The 17976-nt window shown below is 64.3% G+C and carries 15 protein-coding genes; 3 read left to right on the top strand and 12 right to left on the bottom strand.

Annotated features, from left to right (window positions below; translation table 11 throughout):
• Nucleotides 1-17: 17 nt before the first annotated feature.
• The 9 genes from ABIB99_RS08535 to ABIB99_RS08575 all read right to left on the bottom strand — a co-directional run bounded on the left by ABIB99_RS08535 (nucleotide 18) and on the right by ABIB99_RS08575 (nucleotide 9934).
• Nucleotides 18-941: a nucleoside hydrolase gene (locus ABIB99_RS08535; RefSeq protein WP_063983152.1), complete on the bottom strand. Its 924-nt coding sequence runs from the start codon at nucleotides 939-941 to the stop codon at nucleotides 18-20.
• A 35-nt stretch (nucleotides 942-976) separates the two neighbouring features.
• A complete protein-coding gene (locus ABIB99_RS08540) occupies nucleotides 977-1618 on the bottom strand; it encodes an HAD-IA family hydrolase (protein ID WP_063983153.1) in 642 nt (213 codons plus the stop codon).
• A gap of 144 nt (nucleotides 1619-1762) precedes the next feature.
• Nucleotides 1763-2095 (bottom strand): hypothetical protein, encoded by a 333-nt coding sequence (locus ABIB99_RS08545; protein WP_187387690.1) that lies wholly within the window; start codon nucleotides 2093-2095, stop codon nucleotides 1763-1765.
• Nucleotides 2096-2140: 45 nt separating this feature from the next.
• The gene (gene uvrA / locus ABIB99_RS08550) at nucleotides 2141-5119 is read right to left on the bottom strand and encodes an excinuclease ABC subunit UvrA (protein ID WP_063983155.1); all 2979 of its coding nucleotides are present in this window, start codon (nucleotides 5117-5119) and stop codon (nucleotides 2141-2143) included.
• A gap of 304 nt (nucleotides 5120-5423) precedes the next feature.
• Nucleotides 5424-6179, bottom strand: a complete 756-nt coding sequence (locus ABIB99_RS08555; RefSeq protein ID WP_063983156.1) for an outer membrane protein — start codon at nucleotides 6177-6179, stop codon at nucleotides 5424-5426.
• Nucleotides 6180-6324: 145 nt separating this feature from the next.
• Nucleotides 6325-7089 (bottom strand): outer membrane protein, encoded by a 765-nt coding sequence (locus ABIB99_RS08560; RefSeq protein WP_063983157.1) that lies wholly within the window; start codon nucleotides 7087-7089, stop codon nucleotides 6325-6327.
• A gap of 189 nt (nucleotides 7090-7278) precedes the next feature.
• Nucleotides 7279-8025: an outer membrane protein gene (locus tag ABIB99_RS08565; protein WP_063983158.1), complete on the bottom strand. Its 747-nt coding sequence runs from the start codon at nucleotides 8023-8025 to the stop codon at nucleotides 7279-7281.
• 224 nt (nucleotides 8026-8249) lie between these two features.
• Nucleotides 8250-8939: an outer membrane protein gene (locus tag ABIB99_RS08570; RefSeq protein ID WP_354175450.1), complete on the bottom strand. Its 690-nt coding sequence runs from the start codon at nucleotides 8937-8939 to the stop codon at nucleotides 8250-8252.
• Between the two features lie 233 nt (nucleotides 8940-9172).
• The gene (locus ABIB99_RS08575) at nucleotides 9173-9934 is read right to left on the bottom strand and encodes an outer membrane protein (protein WP_028153431.1); all 762 of its coding nucleotides are present in this window, start codon (nucleotides 9932-9934) and stop codon (nucleotides 9173-9175) included.
• A gap of 449 nt (nucleotides 9935-10383) precedes the next feature.
• Here ABIB99_RS08575 and ABIB99_RS08580 point away from each other — a divergent pair, with 449 nt between their 5' ends.
• From ABIB99_RS08580 to gyrA, 3 genes are all read left to right on the top strand, one after another.
• Nucleotides 10384-10884 (top strand): single-stranded DNA-binding protein, encoded by a 501-nt coding sequence (locus ABIB99_RS08580; RefSeq protein ID WP_212451249.1) that lies wholly within the window; start codon nucleotides 10384-10386, stop codon nucleotides 10882-10884.
• Between the two features lie 202 nt (nucleotides 10885-11086).
• Nucleotides 11087-11485: a DUF2306 domain-containing protein gene (locus tag ABIB99_RS08585; RefSeq protein WP_063983161.1), complete on the top strand. Its 399-nt coding sequence runs from the start codon at nucleotides 11087-11089 to the stop codon at nucleotides 11483-11485.
• A gap of 168 nt (nucleotides 11486-11653) precedes the next feature.
• Nucleotides 11654-14395 carry a DNA gyrase subunit A gene (gene gyrA / locus ABIB99_RS08590; protein ID WP_063983162.1) on the top strand — a complete coding sequence of 914 codons (2742 nt, stop codon included), beginning with the start codon at nucleotides 11654-11656 and terminating at the stop codon, nucleotides 14393-14395.
• 88 nt (nucleotides 14396-14483) lie between these two features.
• On the opposite strand, the gene ABIB99_RS08595 is transcribed toward gyrA, so the two are convergent.
• The 3 genes from ABIB99_RS08595 to ABIB99_RS08605 are packed head-to-tail and all read right to left on the bottom strand — an operon-like array spanning nucleotide 14484 to nucleotide 17858.
• Nucleotides 14484-14678, bottom strand: coding sequence for a hypothetical protein (locus ABIB99_RS08595; RefSeq protein WP_063983163.1), 195 nt, complete (start codon nucleotides 14676-14678; stop codon nucleotides 14484-14486).
• Nucleotides 14675-15838 carry a PepSY-associated TM helix domain-containing protein gene (locus ABIB99_RS08600; RefSeq protein WP_063983164.1) on the bottom strand — a complete coding sequence of 388 codons (1164 nt, stop codon included), beginning with the start codon at nucleotides 15836-15838 and terminating at the stop codon, nucleotides 14675-14677. Before ABIB99_RS08600 ends, ABIB99_RS08595 begins: the two co-directional genes overlap by 4 nt.
• 4 nt (nucleotides 15839-15842) lie before the next feature.
• A complete protein-coding gene (locus tag ABIB99_RS08605) occupies nucleotides 15843-17858 on the bottom strand; it encodes a TonB-dependent siderophore receptor (protein ID WP_187387691.1) in 2016 nt (671 codons plus the stop codon).
• Nucleotides 17859-17976 lie beyond the last annotated feature (118 nt).

Genomic DNA, 17976 nt, shown 5'->3' on the forward strand with positions numbered 1-17976 from the left:
CGCTACGCTAACCCACCCTACGATCTCGATCCGGCAAACGCCTTCAACTTCAGGAAAAAGTCCTTCAGGATCGGGTTGCGATCCACATAGGTCACGTAGCGGATCGGATGCCGCCGGCGGTCGACGCTCCACGTGATCTGATCCGTGAGGACCGGGGCCGGGATGATCACGCTCGGCGCCCAATCGGGATTGAGAAGCCAGCCGACCGGCGCCATGTCCCAGATCTCCTTGGCCCAGCCCAGATGGTCGGACGAATAGTCCTTGAAGCGCATGGCGAGGAACGCGCCGATGCTGCCATGCGGTTCGATGTAGCGCTCGATCTCCGGCACCGTGCTGTGAAGGTGCGAGGTGACGCCCTTGCATGGCACGAGCACGAGCGGCACGCCGCTGTCGAACAGCACCTGCGCGCCGCCGACGTCCTGCTTGAGATTGAACTCGATCGTGTGCGGCCATTCCAGCGCGTGACCGCCAAGCCAGACCACCACCACGCGGTCGATGATGTCGGGGGCCTTGAGCAGCGCCGAGGCGATATTGCTGATGGCGCCGATGGCAATGATGTAGAGCGGATTGTCAGGGGAGCCTGCGCGCGCCCGGGCCACGAGGTCGTTGACGGCGGGGGCCGCCTGCGCCGTCTTGCCGGGGCCGACATAGTCGGTGACGCCGCGATGGACGAGGCCGTCCGGCGCGACGTCGAGGCGCTCCAGCAGGCGAAGGATTTCCTGGTAGCTCAGCTCCATGCCGTGGCCGGGATTGTCGGCGCGTGTGTTGAAGAACGGCGCGGCGTAGATCGCCTCGACGTCGAACCGGTCCTTCGACAGCAGCATCTGCACCAGCGCGAACTGATCGTCGATCTCGTTGTAGGTGTCGGTGTCGAGCACCACGCGCACCTTGCCGACCGGCGGCTCCAGGAGTTTGAGGCGGGCTGCGTCCGAGAGTGTCATCACCGTCTCCTTGGGCCGGGCGTGCCGATTGCGGATCAGGCCTTGAGCGAAATCCGGCAGACTACGTCTGCGATCTCATCCATCTGCGCGAACATGTGATCGGGCGCAAGCGCCCGCAGCGCCGCCGGCGCGGCGTAGCCCCAACTCACCGCGCCGCAGGCAATCCCCACCGCGCGCGCCGCCTCGATATCACGGACCTCGTCGCCGATCGCGATCACGCGGCCTGGCTCCACGCCTGCGCGCCGGATCACGCGGCGGAATTTCGCCGGCTTGCCGAACAGCGATGCCGCGCAGTCGAAATGCGCGAACAGGGCGGCGGACTCGCCAAGCTTCTCGCGTGCATTGGCTTCGCTATCCGACGTCACCAGCGCGAGTTGCACGCCGTTATTGGCCAGCGTCTGCAGCATCGTCTCGACGCCCGCAAACAGCGGAATCTCCGCCGCCGCCTCCGCCTTCAGCCGCCGCGCATGCCGCGCGATCGCCGGCAGCTTCCACAGCGGTACCTCGAGCCGGGTGAGGATCTCGCGCGACGATGCATGCCGCAGCGCTTCGATTTCGTCATCCGCGACGCGACGAAAATCGAAGCGATCGGCGACATCGTTGATGGTACGCAGGAACCAGGGAAAGCTGTCGGCCAGCGTGCCGTCGAGATCAAAGATGGCGAGGGAGTAGGGCATGGAGGAGGGTTTCGAGTTCGCTGACAAACGAGACGTGGCGGCTATTATTTAGAAGAATTCGAGGACACCCATGCGACACGAGCGCATTGAAATCAACCCTGCGATCATGGCCGGCAAGCCCGTCAGCCGTGGGACGCATGTGCGTCACCGCAACCTGCGCACGTGAACATTGATGTCGAGATCGATGTTGCTGACGCAGGTCTGAGTAGTCCGGTGAGAGCCGCCCTCGTGCCAGGGGCCATCGCGCGTGCGGGCGTTGGTGATATTGGCGAGCTTCAGGCATCGCCATTGCGGCAGCGGTCCGCTGCTCTCGCCGCCAAATTGCCAGGCGAGGACGGCTTCCTCACCCATCTTGTTGGTGCCGATGATGTGGGGGCAGAGCTCGCGATAACGCCCCTCGTAGATGCAGGTTGCCTGCTGCTCGGCGAGGATTGCCTTGCGGAAGAGCATGTAGGTGCGGCTGGGCATCGCGGACACTTGCAGCCTTTCCCCGATGATCCCGCGGACGAGGCGGAATGAACTCTACTCCGCCGCCTCGCTCGTGCTCCTCCGCTTCGGCTTCCGCGCCTTCTTCAACACCGGCTCCAAGAACTTGCCCGTGTAGCTCCGCGGCGCTTTCGCGATATCCTCCGGCGGGCCCCAGGCGACGATTTCGCCGCCGCCGTCGCCGCCTTCGGGGCCGAGGTCGATGACCCAGTCGGCGGTCTTGATGACTTCGAGATTGTGCTCGATGACGACGACCGTGTTGCCCTGCGCGACCAGCTCGTGCAGCACCTCCAGCAGCTTCTTGACGTCGTGGAAGTGCAGGCCGGTGGTCGGCTCGTCCAGGATGTAGAGCGTGCGCCCGGTGGCGCGCTTGGACAGCTCCTTCGCCAGCTTGACGCGCTGGGCTTCGCCGCCCGACAGGGTTGTGGCCTGCTGACCGACATGGATGTAGTCGAGGCCGACGCGGTGCAGGGTCTGGAACGTCTCGCGCACGCGCGGGACCGCCTTGAAGAAGTCGGCCGCTTCCTCGACGGTCATGTCGAGCACGTCGGCGATGCTCTTGCCCTTGAACAGGACCTCCAGCGTCTCGCGGTTGTAGCGCTTGCCCTTGCAGACGTCGCAGGTGACGTAGACGTCGGGCAGGAAGTGCATCTCGATCTTGATGACGCCGTCGCCCTGGCAGGCCTCGCAGCGGCCGCCCTTGACGTTGAAGGAGAAGCGGCCGGGCTCATAGCCGCGCGCCTTCGCTTCGGGCAGGCCGGCGAACCATTCGCGGATCGGCGTGAAGGCGCCGGTATAGGTCGCGGGATTCGAGCGCGGGGTGCGGCCGATCGGCGACTGGTCGATGTCGATGATCTTGTCGATGTGCTCGAGACCCTCGATGCGATCGTGGGGGGCGGCGCCTTCGCTGGCGTTGTTCAGCTTGCGGGCGATGGCCTTGTAGAGCGTGTCGATCAGCAGCGTCGACTTGCCGCCGCCGGAGACGCCGGTGACGGCCGTGAACAGGCCGAGCGGAATCTCGGCCGTGACGTTCTTGAGGTTGTTGCCGCGCGCGTTGACCACCTTGATGGTGCGGCGATGGTTCGGCGGGCGCCGCTCCGGCACCTCGACCTCGAGCTCGCCGGTGAGATATTTGCCGGTCAGCGATTTCGGGTTGCGCATGATCTCGGCGGGCGTGCCTTCGGCGACGATGTTGCCGCCATGCATGCCGGCGCCGGGCCCGATGTCGAGGACGTAATCGGCGAGCAGGATCGCGTCCTCGTCATGCTCGACGACGATCACGGTGTTGCCGAGGTCGCGCAGGCGCTTCAGCGTGTCGAGCAGGCGGGCGTTGTCGCGCTGGTGCAGGCCGATCGAGGGCTCGTCCAGCACGTAGAGCACGCCCGTCAGTCCCGAGCCGATCTGCGAGGCGAGGCGGATGCGCTGGCTCTCGCCGCCGGACAGCGTGCCGGAGGAGCGGGACAGAGTGAGGTAGTTGAGGCCGACGTCGAGCAGGAAGGTGAGGCGCTCGCGAATCTCCTTGAGGATGCGGCCGGCGATCTCGTTCTGCTGCGTGTTCAGCGCCTCGGGCACGGTCTCGAACCATTCGCCGGCCTTCCTGACCGACAGTTCCGAGATCTCGCCGATATGCTTGCCGCCGATCTTGACGCAGAGCGCCTCGGGCTTCAGCCGGAAACCCTTGCAGCCCTCGCAGGGGACGTCGTGGAAATACTTTGCGAGCTCCTCGCGCGCCCACTCGCTCTCGGTCTCGCGATAGCGGCGGTTGATGTTGGTGATGACGCCCTCGAACGGCTTCTTGGTGTCGTAGGAGCGGACGCCGTCCTCGTAGGAGAACTTGATCTCGTCCTCGCCCGAGCCAAGGAGGATCGCGTTCTGCGTCTTCTTCGGCAGATCCTTCCATTTGGTGGTCAGCGTGAACTTGTAGTGCTTGCCGAGCGCGGTCAGCGTCTGAATATAGTAAGGCGACGACGACTTGGCCCAGGGCGCGATCGCGCCCTTGCCGATGGCGAGCTCCTTGTCGGGGATGACGAGGTCTTCGTCGACATGCTGCTCGACGCCGAGGCCGCCGCAGGCCGGGCAGGCGCCGTAGGGATTGTTGAACGAGAACAGGCGCGGCTCGATCTCCGGAATCGTGAAGCCGGAGACGGGGCAAGCGAATTTTTCCGAGAACAGGATGCGCTCGGGCCCGCTCTTGTCGTGAATTTTGGCGGTCTTCTTCTTCTCCTCGGCGGGCGCAGCCGCTGCAGCCGCATCGGCGAACTCGACGACGGCGAGGCCCTCCGCGAGCTTCAGCGCGGTCTCAAAGCTTTCGGCGAGGCGCTGGCCGATGTCGGCGCGCACCACGATGCGGTCGACCACGACGTCGATGTCGTGCGGAAATTTCTTGTCGAGCGTGGGCGCTTCCGCCAGCTCATGGAAGGTGCCGTCGATCTTGACGCGCTGAAAGCCCTTCTTGAGCCATTCGGCGAGCTCCTTCCGGTACTCGCCCTTGCGGCCGCGTACGACGGGGGCGAGCAGATAGAGGCGGGTGCCCTCGGGCAGCGCCAGCACGCGGTCGACCATCTGCGAGACGGTCTGGCTCTCGATCGGCAGACCCGTGGCGGGCGAATAGGGCACGCCGACGCGCGCCCAGAGCAGGCGCATGTAGTCGTAGATCTCGGTGACGGTGCCGACGGTCGAGCGCGGGTTCTTCGACGTGGTCTTCTGCTCGATCGAGATCGCCGGCGACAGGCCGTCGATCTGGTCGACGTCAGGCTTCTGCATCATCTCCAGGAACTGGCGCGCATAGGCCGACAGCGATTCGACGTAGCGGCGCTGGCCCTCGGCGTAGATGGTGTCGAAGGCGAGCGAGGATTTGCCGGAGCCTGACAGCCCGGTGAACACCACCAGCTTGTCGCGGGGGATCTCGACGTCGACATTCTTGAGGTTGTGCTCGCGCGCGCCACGGATCGTAATTGCGCGCAGGCTGGATCCCGCGTTCTGCTGTTGGCGCTTCGCCTTGATCACTTCATCCATCCGAGTTGCCCTCAAGGAATCCCAAAGGTGCGCGATCGCGCCAACAAAAAAGGCGCGCGTCGCCCGGAACCGGGATCGGCGCCGATGGGTATGGCAGCGAACGTAGGAAGAACGGGAGCGGATTTCCAGTGGCGAGTGCGAATCGTCAACGGATTGTTGGCGCGCTGGCGGCATCTGGCAGGAGCAGGGCCCCCAGAACATGCGAAGGGCCGGCGCGAGGCCAGCCCTTCGTTCGCGTTTGAATGCGGATTTGGGGCAATCCGCACATGATCAGGACTTGGAGGTTCCTGTGGGAAGCTTTGTCTCAGTATTTGGCGACGACCGGGCCGCCCCAGCGGTAATTGATGCGGATCAGGCCCATGTCGATATCCTGGCCGATCCGGTCGGTGCGCGGGGCGAAGCCGCCGACGAGCGTTGCGAAGTCGGCGCTGTGATGGCCGAGGAAGACATGGTTGTACTCGCCGCCGACCGACCAGTTCTCGGCAAAGCCCCATTCCACGCCGATGCCGATGGTGTAGCCCCAGCGGGTCTGGTTGACGCTGTTGAACACCGCGGCCGGGACGCCGGGGACGAAGGTGTCGTACTTGTCGTGCGCCACCGCGGCGCCGGCCTTGCCATAGAGGAGCAGGTTGTTGACGGCGTAGCCCATCTGGCCAGTGAACAGGCCGAAGCTGTCGATCTTGGTCTGGTTGGTGAACAGCGGCAGCGCCACGCTGACATTGCTGCCCTTGAAGTCGGCCCAGTTGCCCTGGCCCTCGATGCCGAACACCCAACGCGACTTCTGCCAGCGATAACCGAGCTGTCCGCCGACCGTGCCACCGCCCGCATTGTGACAGCCTTCGCCAACGGCCGGATCGACAGCGATGCCGAGCGCGCGGGTCACGCCCCAGCAGGCATGGGCCAAGCCGCCGCCGCCGTTGATGCCGGCATAGATGCCGCTCCAGTCATAGACGGGAACGGCGGCCGCCTGCGCCTTGTAGATCGGGAGATCGGCGGCGGTAGCCGGCGCGACCGCACCGAGTGCGAACAGGCTGACCGCAGCCAGCATCCACGTCTTCATGTCACGTCCCCAACTCGCCAAAGCCATTAGCGGACGCCTTGCGCGCGCCTCACGACTCCAAGACGGTTGGGTGCACCCTCGCGCGAAAACAAAAAGGCCGGCGCAAGGCCGGCCTTTCGTAACGCGATGGCGTCGGAGGCGAAGATCAGTATTTGGCGATGAGGGGGCCGCCGAACCTGTAACTGACGCGGGCCGTTGCAATGTCAACGTCCTGGCGGATCCGATCGGCGCGCGAGAACGTGCCGTTGTTGAACGTAAAGCGGTTGTCGCGCGATCCCATGATGCCGTGCACATAATCGACGCCGACCACGATGTTGGGCGTTACGCCGAAATCGAGGCCAGCACCAACCGCTCCGCCCCAGCGCGTTTCATTCGCCCTGTCGAACACGAAGCCGGTGGCCGTGGTGAAGCCCTCGTATTTGTCGCTCACAACCATCGCACCACCCTTCGCGTAGAACAGCACATTGCTCCAGGCGTAGCCGACCTGGCCGGTCACGAGACCGAAGGCGTTGATCTTCGAGCGGTCTGAGCCGACGCCGCCCGCAGCCAGGCTCGGTCCATTGGAGCCGCTAAGGTGAGCCCAGTCGCCCTGGCCTTCCACGCCGAACACCCATGACGCGCTTTGCCAGCGAAAGCCGGCCTGGCCGCCAGCCACGCCGCCGGTCGCGGTGTGGCAGCCCTCCGATGCGGGGGGAGTGACCGGCGCACCGAGGATGTTGGCGACGATGTCCCAGCACTTATGGCTCCAGCCGCCACCACCGTTGGCGCCGATGTAGAAGCCGCTCCAATCGTAGACCGCGCCGATCATCGGGGCAGGAGCTTTGGTGTAGGGGCTCGCCGCCAGATCGGCCGCCGAAACGGACGTGGTCATCGCGACTATGCCGGCGGCGGCAAGCATAAACTTGTTCAAGACGGACCCCCCAAGGGCAAAGTTGTTGCGATCTTCGATACAACCTTCGAGGTGCGACAGTCTGTCACCGGAGGGTCACAGCGCGCCGAAAAATGGAACTTGTCCGCAAGCGCTCGCGCCGTGCGCGCGAAAACAAAAAGGCCGGCGCAAGGCCGGCCTTTCGTAACGCGATGACGTCGGAGGCGACGCTTAGTACTTCGCCACGACCGGGCCGCCGAACGTATAGTTCACGCGAACAGTGCCCATATCGACGTCCTGCTTGATACGGTCGATGCGGTCGTTGATGCCGAGAATCGTGAACGAGTTGTTGCGCTTGCCCATGAAAAGATGGTCGTATTCGATCGCAACGGACCAGTTCGGCGCGAAGCCGAATTCGAGGCCGGTGCCGACCGCGCCGCCCCAGCGCGTCTCGCTTGCGCTGTCGAGGACCACGCCGAACGCCGAGCCGTTGTACTTGGCATGCGTGACCGCCGCGCCACCCTTCACGTACCAGAGCACGTTGTTCCAGGCATAGCCGACTTGGCCGGTGAACAGGCCAATCGCGTCGATCTTGGTCTCGTTGACCAGCGGAGCAAGCGCCACGCTCGTATTCGAGCCCTTCAGATTGGCCCAGTCGCCCTGGGCTTCAAGGCCGAACACCCAGTTGGCCGACTGCCAGCGATAACCGACCTGGCCACCGACGACGCCGCCTGTCGCATTGTGACAGCCTTCAGCCGTGTCCGGACCCGCAATGCCGAAGATGTTGTTGACATCCCAGCAGTTGCGGCTCGAGGCGCCGCCGCCGTTGATGCCGAGATAGAAGCCGGACCAGTTGTAGATCGAGGCCACAGCAATGGGCGCCTTGGTGTAGGGGCGGGCCGCCAAATCGGCCGCCGAGGCGGGAGCCAACGCGCTGAGTGCGAACAGACTGGCCGAGGCCAGCAAAACCTTCTTCATTTCAATTCCCCAGTTTCGTTTCTCTTTGTCGGCGAAAAACGGCCGACCCAATGACCCAATCGATGTCATTGCTCTACACCATTGAAGCCGAAGGTTGTGTCACCGGGATGCCACAGCTCTCCCCGAAAAACGTTGGGAATCGGTTGGCCTGGATCTGGACGCGCGAAAACAAAAAGGCCGGCGCAAGGCCGGCCTTTCGTAACGCGGTGCGTTGGAAGCGAAGCTCAGTACTTCGCGACCACCGGGCCCCCGAAGTGATAGTTCACGCCGACCTGCACGGTGTGGAAGTTGAGCGTGCCGGTGGGCAGGGCGCCCGAGAAGTAGGTCTCGCCGCCGAGGCTGCGATAGAGGTACTCGCCCTTGACCGACCACTGCGGAGCGAAGAACGCCTCGACGCCCGCACCGACGGTCCAGCCGGAGTGCCACTTGCTGTCCGACGCGGTCAGGCCGAGAGCGGAGAGGGTGATCTTGTTGTCGATCCAGGCGTAGCCGCCGGTGCCGTAGAACAGGACCTGATTGACGGCGTAGCCGATACGGCCGCGCACGGTGCCCATGGCATCGGTCTTCGAGCTCGCCGTTGCGGTCACAACGCCGAATCCGGGAACAACAGTGGCGCCGGTCACCGAAGCGCTGACGTCAGCCCAGGAACCATCAGCCTCGACGCCGAACACGATGTTGCCGGTCTGCCAGTTGTAGCCGGCGGTGCCGCCGACGAAGCCACCCTTCATCTTCGGGTCGCCGGAACCGTTTTCCCAGGCGCCGCCGCCGACGATACCGAGGTAGAAGCCGGTCCAGTTGTAGACCGAGGCCACCGCCACCGGAGCCTTGGTGTAGGGGCGCGCCGCGAGATCAGCGGCCGAAGCCGGAGCAGCGAGAGCGAACAAACAGGCCGAAGCCAACAAAACCTTCTTCATTTTCAAACTAATCCCAGTCCCGGTTTCTGTTTTTGCCTTCCGTGCGTTCGGAAGGACATCGGACGCCGTGGTCCAACTGATGTCGTGCTTACATCAGCAAAGCCGCAAGTTGTGTCTCCCAAAAGCCACAATAATCGCAAAACGTAACGGTGACTGACCTATAATTCCCGTTGCCCACGCAAAAAGGCCGGCGCGAGGCCGGCCTTTGATCTCCAAGCGATCTCAGAGGGATATCAGTATCTTGCGATCATGGGGCCGCCCCAGCGGTAGTTCACGCGGACGAGGCCGATATCGACATCCTGGCTGATGCGATCGGAGCGTGTGGCGACGCCGAGCGGGGCGAAATTGCCGGATCCGGTGAAGCCGATGGTGCGGTTGCCGAGGAAGATGTGGTCGTACTCGAAGCCCACGGTCCAGTTCGGGGCGAATCCGAACTCGACGCCCGCACCCACGGTGCCGCCCCAACGGGTCTCGTTGGCCCGGTCGAACTCGAGGCCGCTGGCGACGTCGAAGCTGCGGTAGCGATCGCCGACGACGGCGCCGCCGCCCTTCACGTAGACCAGGACGTTGTTCCAGGCGTAACCGACCTGACCGGTAATCAGGCCGAAGGCGTTGATCTTCGAACGATCGCGCAGGCCGCTGATCGCACTGATGTTGTCACCCGAGAAATCGGCCCAGTTGCCCTGGCCTTCGAAGCCGAACACCCAGTTGGCTGACTGCCAGCGGTAGCCGACCTGGCCGCCGACCGTGCCGCCGGTCGCGTTGTGGCAGCCTTCGCCTACGAGAACGCCACCGCCGATATCGACGTCCCAGCACTTGTGGCTGGTGCCGCCGCCGCCGTTGATACCGATGTAGAAGCCGCTCCAGTCGTAGATGGTCGCGATCATCGGTGCCGGAGCCTTGGTGTAGGGACGCGCAGCGAGATCTGCCGCGCTTGCGGGAGCCGACAGCCCCAACGCGATTGCACCAATAGTACCAATCAAAATCTTATTCATTGCAGTCCCCCCAGTTTCTGACCGCTTTTCGAAGTCCCCGAAGCGGCTGATCAGGCGCGACGCCTATAAGAATCTAATTCCGCGGCAAGCGTAGCTTAGGCGGGAGGCGGAGTCCGTCTCCGGAATGCAACAGTCGGGCGGCATCTGAACTGCTTCTAACTTGATGAATGTTAAGCTGTTTCGCCGTCCTCAGGAATTCGGGGAAATTCCATTTGGCGCAGGCCGTCTTTGTGCCGCGCGGTGTCGTCTTGCCAACGCAACAAGGTGAGGGGTGTCATAAGAACAAATCTGGAACGAACCCGCCAGGGGTGCTATATATGGGGATAAGTGGAGGGGTGACGGGCCGATCCGTCCGCGCAAGCGTATAGGGTCGCGTCAACAGGTTGCAGAGGACGCGGGCGCGTCCCGGGCCTTCTAAAATTCAGTGGCATTCGGAGTGGAGAGCGGCGATGGCGGGAAGCGTCAACAAGGTCATTCTGGTTGGAAATCTCGGCAAGGATCCCGAAATCCGCCGCACCCAGGACGGGCGGCCGATCGCGAATTTGAGCATCGCCACCTCGGAGACCTGGCGCGACAAGAATAGCGGCGAGCGCAAGGAAAAGACCGAGTGGCATCGCGTCGTGATCTTCAATGAAGGGCTCTGCAAGGTCGCCGAGCAGTACCTGAAGAAGGGCGCGAAGGTTTACATCGAGGGCGCGCTCCAGACCCGCAAATGGACCGACCAGAGCGGCGCCGAGAAGTACTCCACCGAGGTCGTGCTCCAGGGCTTCAACTCGACCCTGACGATGCTCGACGGCCGCGGCGGCGGCGGTGGAGGCGGCAGCTTCGGCGACGAGCCGGGCGGCGATTTCGGCTCCTCCGGTCCCGTCAGCAGCGCGCCGCGCCGCGCTGTGGCCGCCGGCGGCGGCGGTGGCCGCAACAGCGACATGGACGACGACATCCCGTTCTGAGACGGGCGGGGGCGCTTCGCCCCTGATGTCACCTTGCTCGCGTAGAGCGACAGGTTTCCTTACGAATTGACGGGCAAGGCTCGGTTTTTCCGGGCTTGCCTCATGTGCTGCCTCAAGCCTTTGACGAGGCGTGATGTGAATGGTATTAACTTGATGTTAATCCTGTTCACATGGGTTGGCCGTCGATCGGAGAGACCCCTGTATGAGCGTTGCGCCGCTGCTTGAGGCCGCTCCAGCGATCCCGCTGCACGCCTTTGCCGCCATGGCCGCCTTCGTGCTCGGCCTTGTCCAGTTTGCTGCCCCCAAGGGAACGCTGCCGCACCGGACGATCGGCTGGATCTGGGTGGCGCTGATGGCGGTGGTGGCGGCCTCGTCGTTCTGGATCCACCAGATCCGTCTGGTCGGGCCGTTCAGCCCGATCCATCTCCTGTCGATCTTCACGCTGGTGATGCTACCGCTCGCGGTGTGGCGGGCGCATACCCATCGGGTCGCCGATCACCGGCGTATCATGATCATGACGTTCGTCGGCGCGCTCGTCATTGCCGGGCTGTTCACGCTCGTGCCTGGACGGATCATGCACCGGGTGATTTTCGGAGCCTAGGACGTGGTTCCCGGCGGCTCATTCCGGCTTCGCTCGAGGCAGTGGTGCTGAGCTCGTAAGTCTCTGGAAAAACAGTCGGAAAAACCGCTTCCCCAGACCTCGCAAGGGTGGTTATCAGGGGGGCGATGCGCTATATGATTCCCAGATAAAATCTCACCGGATTTCCCCTTGGCTGACGACGACAACAAGCCCGGCGACCAGCCGGCGCAACCCTCGGACATTCGTCCCGTTTCCATCTACGAGGAGATGAAGAAGTCCTACCTCGATTACGCGATGAGCGTGATCGTGGCGCGTGCGCTGCCTGATGCGCGCGACGGGTTGAAGCCGGTTCATCGCCGCATCCTCTACTCGATGAACGAGCAGGGGCACACGCCCGACAAGAAGTACGTCAAGTCGGCGCGCGTGGTCGGTGACGTCATCGGTAAATATCATCCGCATGGCGACCAGTCGATCTACGACGCCATGGTCCGGATGGCGCAGGACTTCTCGATGCGCGTGCCGCTCATCGACGGCCAGGGCAATTTCGGCTCGGTCGACGGCGATCCCCCGGCCGCCTATCGGTACACCGAAGCGCGACTGACGAAGGTGGCGTTGGCTCTGCTGGCCGACATCGACAAGGACACCGTCGACTTCCAGCCGAACTACGACAACAACGAAACCGAGCCGTCGGTCCTGCCGGCCAAGTTCCCGAACCTCCTGGTCAACGGGGCGGGCGGCATCGCGGTCGGCATGGCCACCAACATCCCGCCGCACAATCTCGGCGAGGTCATCGACGCCTGCGTCGCGTTGATCGACAATCCTGCGCTCACCATCGAGGAACTCATCAACATCGTTCCGGGACCGGATTTCCCGACCGGCGGCGTCATTCTCGGACGCGCGGGCATCCGCGCCGCCTACCACCTCGGCCGCGGCTCCATCGTCATGCGCGGCAAGGTCGCGATCGAGACCATCCGCAAGGAGCGCGAGGCGATCATCATCACCGAGATTCCCTACCAGGTGAACAAGGCGACGATGGTGGAGCGCATCGCCGAGCTGGTCAAGGAAAAGAAGATCGAGGGCATCGGCGACCTGCGCGATGAATCCGACCGCGACGGCTACCGCGTCGTCATCGAATTGAAGCGCGACGCCGTGCCGGATGTGGTGCTGAATCAGCTGTACCGATTCACGCCGCTGCAGACGAGCTTCGGCGTCAACATGGTGGCGCTCGACAGCGGCCGTCCGCGGATCATGCATCTGAAGGACCTGCTGGCGATCTTCGTCGACTTCCGCGAGCGGGTCGTCACGCGTCGCACCAAGTTCCTGCTCGCCAAGGCGCGCGATCGCGCCCACATCCTGGTTGGTCTGGCGATCGCGGTCGCCAATATCGACGAGATGATCCGCGTCATCCGGACCTCGCCCGACCCGACCACTGCCCGCGACACCCTGATGTCGCGCGACTGGCCGGCACGGGACGTCGAGGACATGCTGACGCTGATCGACGATCCGCGCCACCGCATCAGCGAGGACGGCACGATCCGGCTGTCGATGGAACAGGCGAGGGCCATTCTCGACCTGCGCCTTCAGCGCCTCACCGCACTCGGCCGCGACGAAATCCGCGACGAGCTCGACAAGCTCGCCGGCGAGATCGCCGACTATCTCGACATCCTGCGCTCGCGCGCCCGCGTGCTGGGCATCATCAAGACCGAGCTCGCCGAGGTGAAGGCCGAGTTCGCGACCCCGCGCCGCACCGTGATCATCGAGCAGGAGGGCGAGGTCGAGGACGAGGACCTGATCCAGCGCGAGGATATGGTCGTCACCGTCTCCCACGCCGGCTACGTCAAGCGCGTGCCGCTGTCGGCCTACCGGGCGCAGCGCCGCGGCGGCAAGGGCCGCGCCGGCATGCAGACCCGCGACGAGGATTTCGTCAGCCGCCTGTTCGTGGCGTCGACGCACACACCGGTGCTGTTCTTCTCGTCGCGCGGCCAGGTCTACAAGGAGAAGGTCTGGCGCCTGCCGATGGCCGCGCCGAACGCGCGCGGCAAGGCGCTGATCAACATCCTGCCGCTGGAGCAGGGCGAGCGCATCACCACCATCATGCCGCTGCCGGAGGATGAATCGACCTGGGGCAACCTCGACGTGATGTTCGCCACCACCGGCGGCAACGTCCGGCGCAACAAGCTGTCCGACTTCGTCGACGTCCGCCGCTCCGGCATCATCGCCATGAAGCTCGATGAGAATGAAGCGATCGTGGACGTGCAGATCTGCACGGAGCGCGACGACGTGCTGCTGACCGGCGCCGGCGGCCAGTGCATCCGCTTCCCCGTCCCCGACGTGCGCGTGTTTACCGGCCGCACTTCGATGGGCGTGCGCGGCATTGCGCTTGCCGAGGGCGACAAGGTGATCTCGCTGGCGATCCTGCGCCACATGGAGACCACCTCGGACGAACGTTCGGCCTATTTGAAGATGCGTCGTGCGGTGGCCGGCGAAGCCGTGGTCGACGAGGCTCCGGCGGATGCCGAGGCCGAAGAGACGACCTCCGGCAGCTTCCAGCTCCCGCAGGAGCGCTATGTCGAGATGTCGGCGGCCGAGCAGGTCGTGCTCACCGTCTCCGTCAACGGCTACGGCAAGCGGACCTCGTCCTACGAGTACCGCACCACTGGCCGCGGCGGCAAAGGCATCGTCGCCATGAGCGTCAACAACCGCAACGGCAATCTGGTGGCCTCATTCCCGGTGGAAGACGCCGACCAGATCATGCTGGTCACCGACAAGGGCCAGCTGATCCGCTGCCCGGTCGAAGGCATCCGCATCGCCGGCCGCTCGACGCAAGGCGTGATCGTGTTCGACACCGCCGAGGACGAGCACGTCGTCTCGGTCGAGCACATCACGGAAGAGGCCGATAGTGGGAACGGCGAGAACGGGAACGGTTCGTAGATCGAGCCGATCCCGTCAGGTGTCGTCCCCGTTGACGGTTGCAATCAACCGGATAGGTCCGGCACGGCACAACGCGCCGGTGTCCGGCCTATGATCCTGGAAGATGCGGCCGGCGCGATGCCTTCCAGCCGAGCACGGCCAGCGGAATTGCCAGTGCTGCCCAGGACAGCGCGTCCCAGCCATCGTCGCCGAACAGCGCCGACGCCAGCCCGACAAGGATGAGCCCCGCGAGCAGGAGCGGCCAGCGAAAGATCTCGTCCATGGTGTGGCGCTCGCGCTTCATGGACGGATCCCGGATGTCGCTACGACAGGCGGCCCGTCCTGCGCGCGCGTGGTGGCGCGAGGCGATTTGCGCTTGCCGAGCCAGAGATAGACGCCGCTGGCAAGCACGACGATGGCGGCAAGATCGAACAGCGCCCAGATGATCTTCAGCGGTAGGCTGCCGTAGTCCCCGAAATGAAGCGGGCGCGATACCTGCAACGCCCTGAGATACCACGGCAAGCCACGCGCGGTGACGAGCTGCCCGGTTTCGGCGTCGAGCATCGCGGGCGTGAACAGGCGCGAGGTGATCGGCGTCGTGCCCTTGGTCCAGACGATGAAGTGCCGTGGTGTCCCGAACCGTGCGACCGTCGGAAAGATGATGCTGGCCGGCGTATTGCCGTCGAGCGCGCGACGTGCTGCGGCCATGACGTCGTCGACGTCGGCCCATTTCGCAAGCGGCGGCTTACCCAAGTGCGGCGCGATCAGCTCCGGCATCACCTCCGCGCGCCAGGCGGAGAACAGCGGCAACGATATCGTGTTGATGACACCGGTGACGCCGACGGCAAGCAGCCATATGAGAGTCACTCCGCCGATCAGATTGTGCAGGTCGAGCCATTTGACCCGCGACGCGCCGATACGACGCACCGTGCCGAAGTTGAGCCGGCGCATGAAGGGCGCGTAGAGCATGATGCCGGAAACGATCGCGATGACAAACAGCAGGCCCATGACGCCGAGAAACAGTTCACCCGGCAACCCCAAGAACATGTCGCGGTGGAATATGCGGATGGCGCTCATCAGGCCGCCCTGCTGCGTGTCTTCGCCGATCAGTTCCGCGGTCCTGGAATCGAATGACAGCTTCAGGAAACGTTGGCCGGGGGGAGCTTCGGGCGTAGCCGAGAGGAATACGTTGACGATGTTGGCGCGATCGTCGTCCCAGCCGAGCACCTGGAGGTAGCGCTGCGGATAGCGCGCCTTGGCGGCGTCGACCAGCCGGCTTAGCGGAGCCTGCGGAGTATCCGCCGGGAGCTCCCGGGCCGAGGCTTCCGACTTGAAGAGCTCGTCGATCTCGTCATGAAAGATCAGTGGGAGCCCGGTGATGCAAAGCATCAGGAGGAATAGCGTGCAGACTAGGCTGGTCCATTTGTGGACCAGCGACCACCATTTGACTGACTGTGCTGTCATCCTCTCACCACCGGTAGGTCAGCGTCGCCAGCACCGTGCGCCCCAGCGCCCAGCGGCAGCCGCCGGCCGTGCATAACGAGACATAGGTCTTGTCGAACACGTTGTTGACGTTCACCGCCGCACTGAGGCCCTTCCACTGCTGATACCGCATCCCGAAATCATAGGACAGCACCGCATCGAACACCGTGCTGGCCGGCACCGTGGCGGCGGGCAGGAAGACGCCCGGCACGATGGTCGGAACCGTCAGATTGTTGGCGTTGGTCGTGTACATGTCGTGGACGTAGCGGACGCCGCCGCCGAAGCCGAAGCCGGTGGCGGGACCGCCCTGCACCAGATAGTTGGCCCAGAGCGAGGCGGTGTGCATCGGGACGTTGGCGAGCCGCTTGCCGAAATTCACGTCCTGGGGCGAGCTGATCCGGTTGTCGAGATAGGAGTACTGCCCGCGCAGGCTCAGGCCGGGCAGGGGGCTGCCGACGACGGATCCTTCGAACCCGCGCGAGCTGACCTCGCCAACCTGCGCCGTGGTGTTGGCGGGAATGCCGGGGCCGCTGATGACCGTTGCCACGTTCTGCTGCTTGAGATCGTAGACCGCGGCAGTGAACATCAGATTGGTCCCGACCGGCTGATACTTCACGCCGCCTTCATACTGCTCGCCGGTGGTCGGCTTGAACGGCTGGCCGTTCAGCAGCGTGCCGACCGAGGTCGGCTGGAACGAGGTCGAGTAGCTGACATAGGGCGCGATGCCGTTGTCGAAATTGTAGATCGCGCCGATGCGGCCGGTTGGCTTCTGGTCGTCGTTCAGGACGCGAACGCCGGTGTTCTGCGCCAGGGTATTACCCTCGGCCCAGTCGTAGCGGACTCCGCCGAGGACGGTGAGCCGGCCAAGCCTAGCCTCGTCCTGGACGTAGAGGCCGCGCTGCGACAGGTGCTGGTCGAGGTTCTGGAAGAGCGCCGTGGGGACGGCGATGTTCTGCGTGTAGTTCGGCGCCAGGATGTCGAGCGTGTTGGTGGCAGCGAAACGGGCGAGATTGTTGAAGTCGAACCGCTGGTAGTCGAGGCCGGCAAGCACCGTGTGCTGCAGCGGTCCCATGTTGAACTTGGCCTGGAGCTGGTTGTCGGCAGCGAATGTGTCGAGGTTCTCGTTGGTCGAGAAGTAGCTCCGGTTGATCGTGCGGCCGTCGACCAGCCGGAGCGTGCCGCCCGCGCCCGTCGTCGTGAACCCGCCGGGCTGCACCTCGACATAGCTGAGCTCATTGTGCAGGTAGCGTACGTTCTGGCGCACCGTGAAGACGTCGTCGAAACGATGCTCGAACTCGTAGCCGGCGGTTGCCTGCTTGTATTTGAGAGTCTCGTAGTTGAGATCGCCGGCAAAGAAATTGCGCGGGATCTGCCCGAACGTCCCCGGCACCAGCGTGCCCTGGATCGGCAAGAGCGCGAAGGCACCACCCTTCGGGTCCTGCCGGTAGCTCGTCAGGAAGGTGATGGTGGTGTCGATACTCGGACGCCACGTCCAGGCCGGCGCGATCGAAAATCTTTGCTCGCCGATATTGTCGACCTGGGTGTCGGCGTTGAGGCCGATACCGGTGACGCGGTAGAGCAGCGTCTTGTCCTTGTCGACGGGGCCGCCGACATCGAAGGCGCCCTGGATCCGGTTGAACGAGCCGGTTTGCAGGGAGACTTCTCCGAACGGATTTTCAGTCGGGCGCTTGCTGACGAGGTTGAGGATGCCGCCGGGCGATGCGGCGCCGTAGAGAATTGATGCCGGCCCGGTGATCACCTCGGCGCGCTCGAGCAAATAGGGATCGACCCGCGGCGCACCGAACGGTCCGCCCTGGAGCCGCAGCCCGTCCAGATATGTTTCGAGGCTGAAGCCGCGCGCGCTGACGTTCTGAAAGCGGAAATCGGTATCGTTGCTGAAATAGATTCCTGGCGCGTAGCGCAAGAGGTCGCGGATGCTCTGCGCCTGCCGCACATTCATTTCGTCGCGAGTGATGACGGCGATCGATGCCGGCGTCGACATGATCGATGAATCCGTCTTGGTCGCGCCAGAGGCGCGCGTTGCGACGAATCCGTTGGTCCCGGCATTGACGCGTGCTGCTGTTCCCACCAGCGCTTGGGGCTCCGGCTGTACTGTCGAA

This window comes from Bradyrhizobium sp. LA6.1 (assembly GCF_040547805.1).
Classification (GTDB): Bacteria; Pseudomonadota; Alphaproteobacteria; order Rhizobiales; family Xanthobacteraceae; genus Bradyrhizobium; species Bradyrhizobium barranii.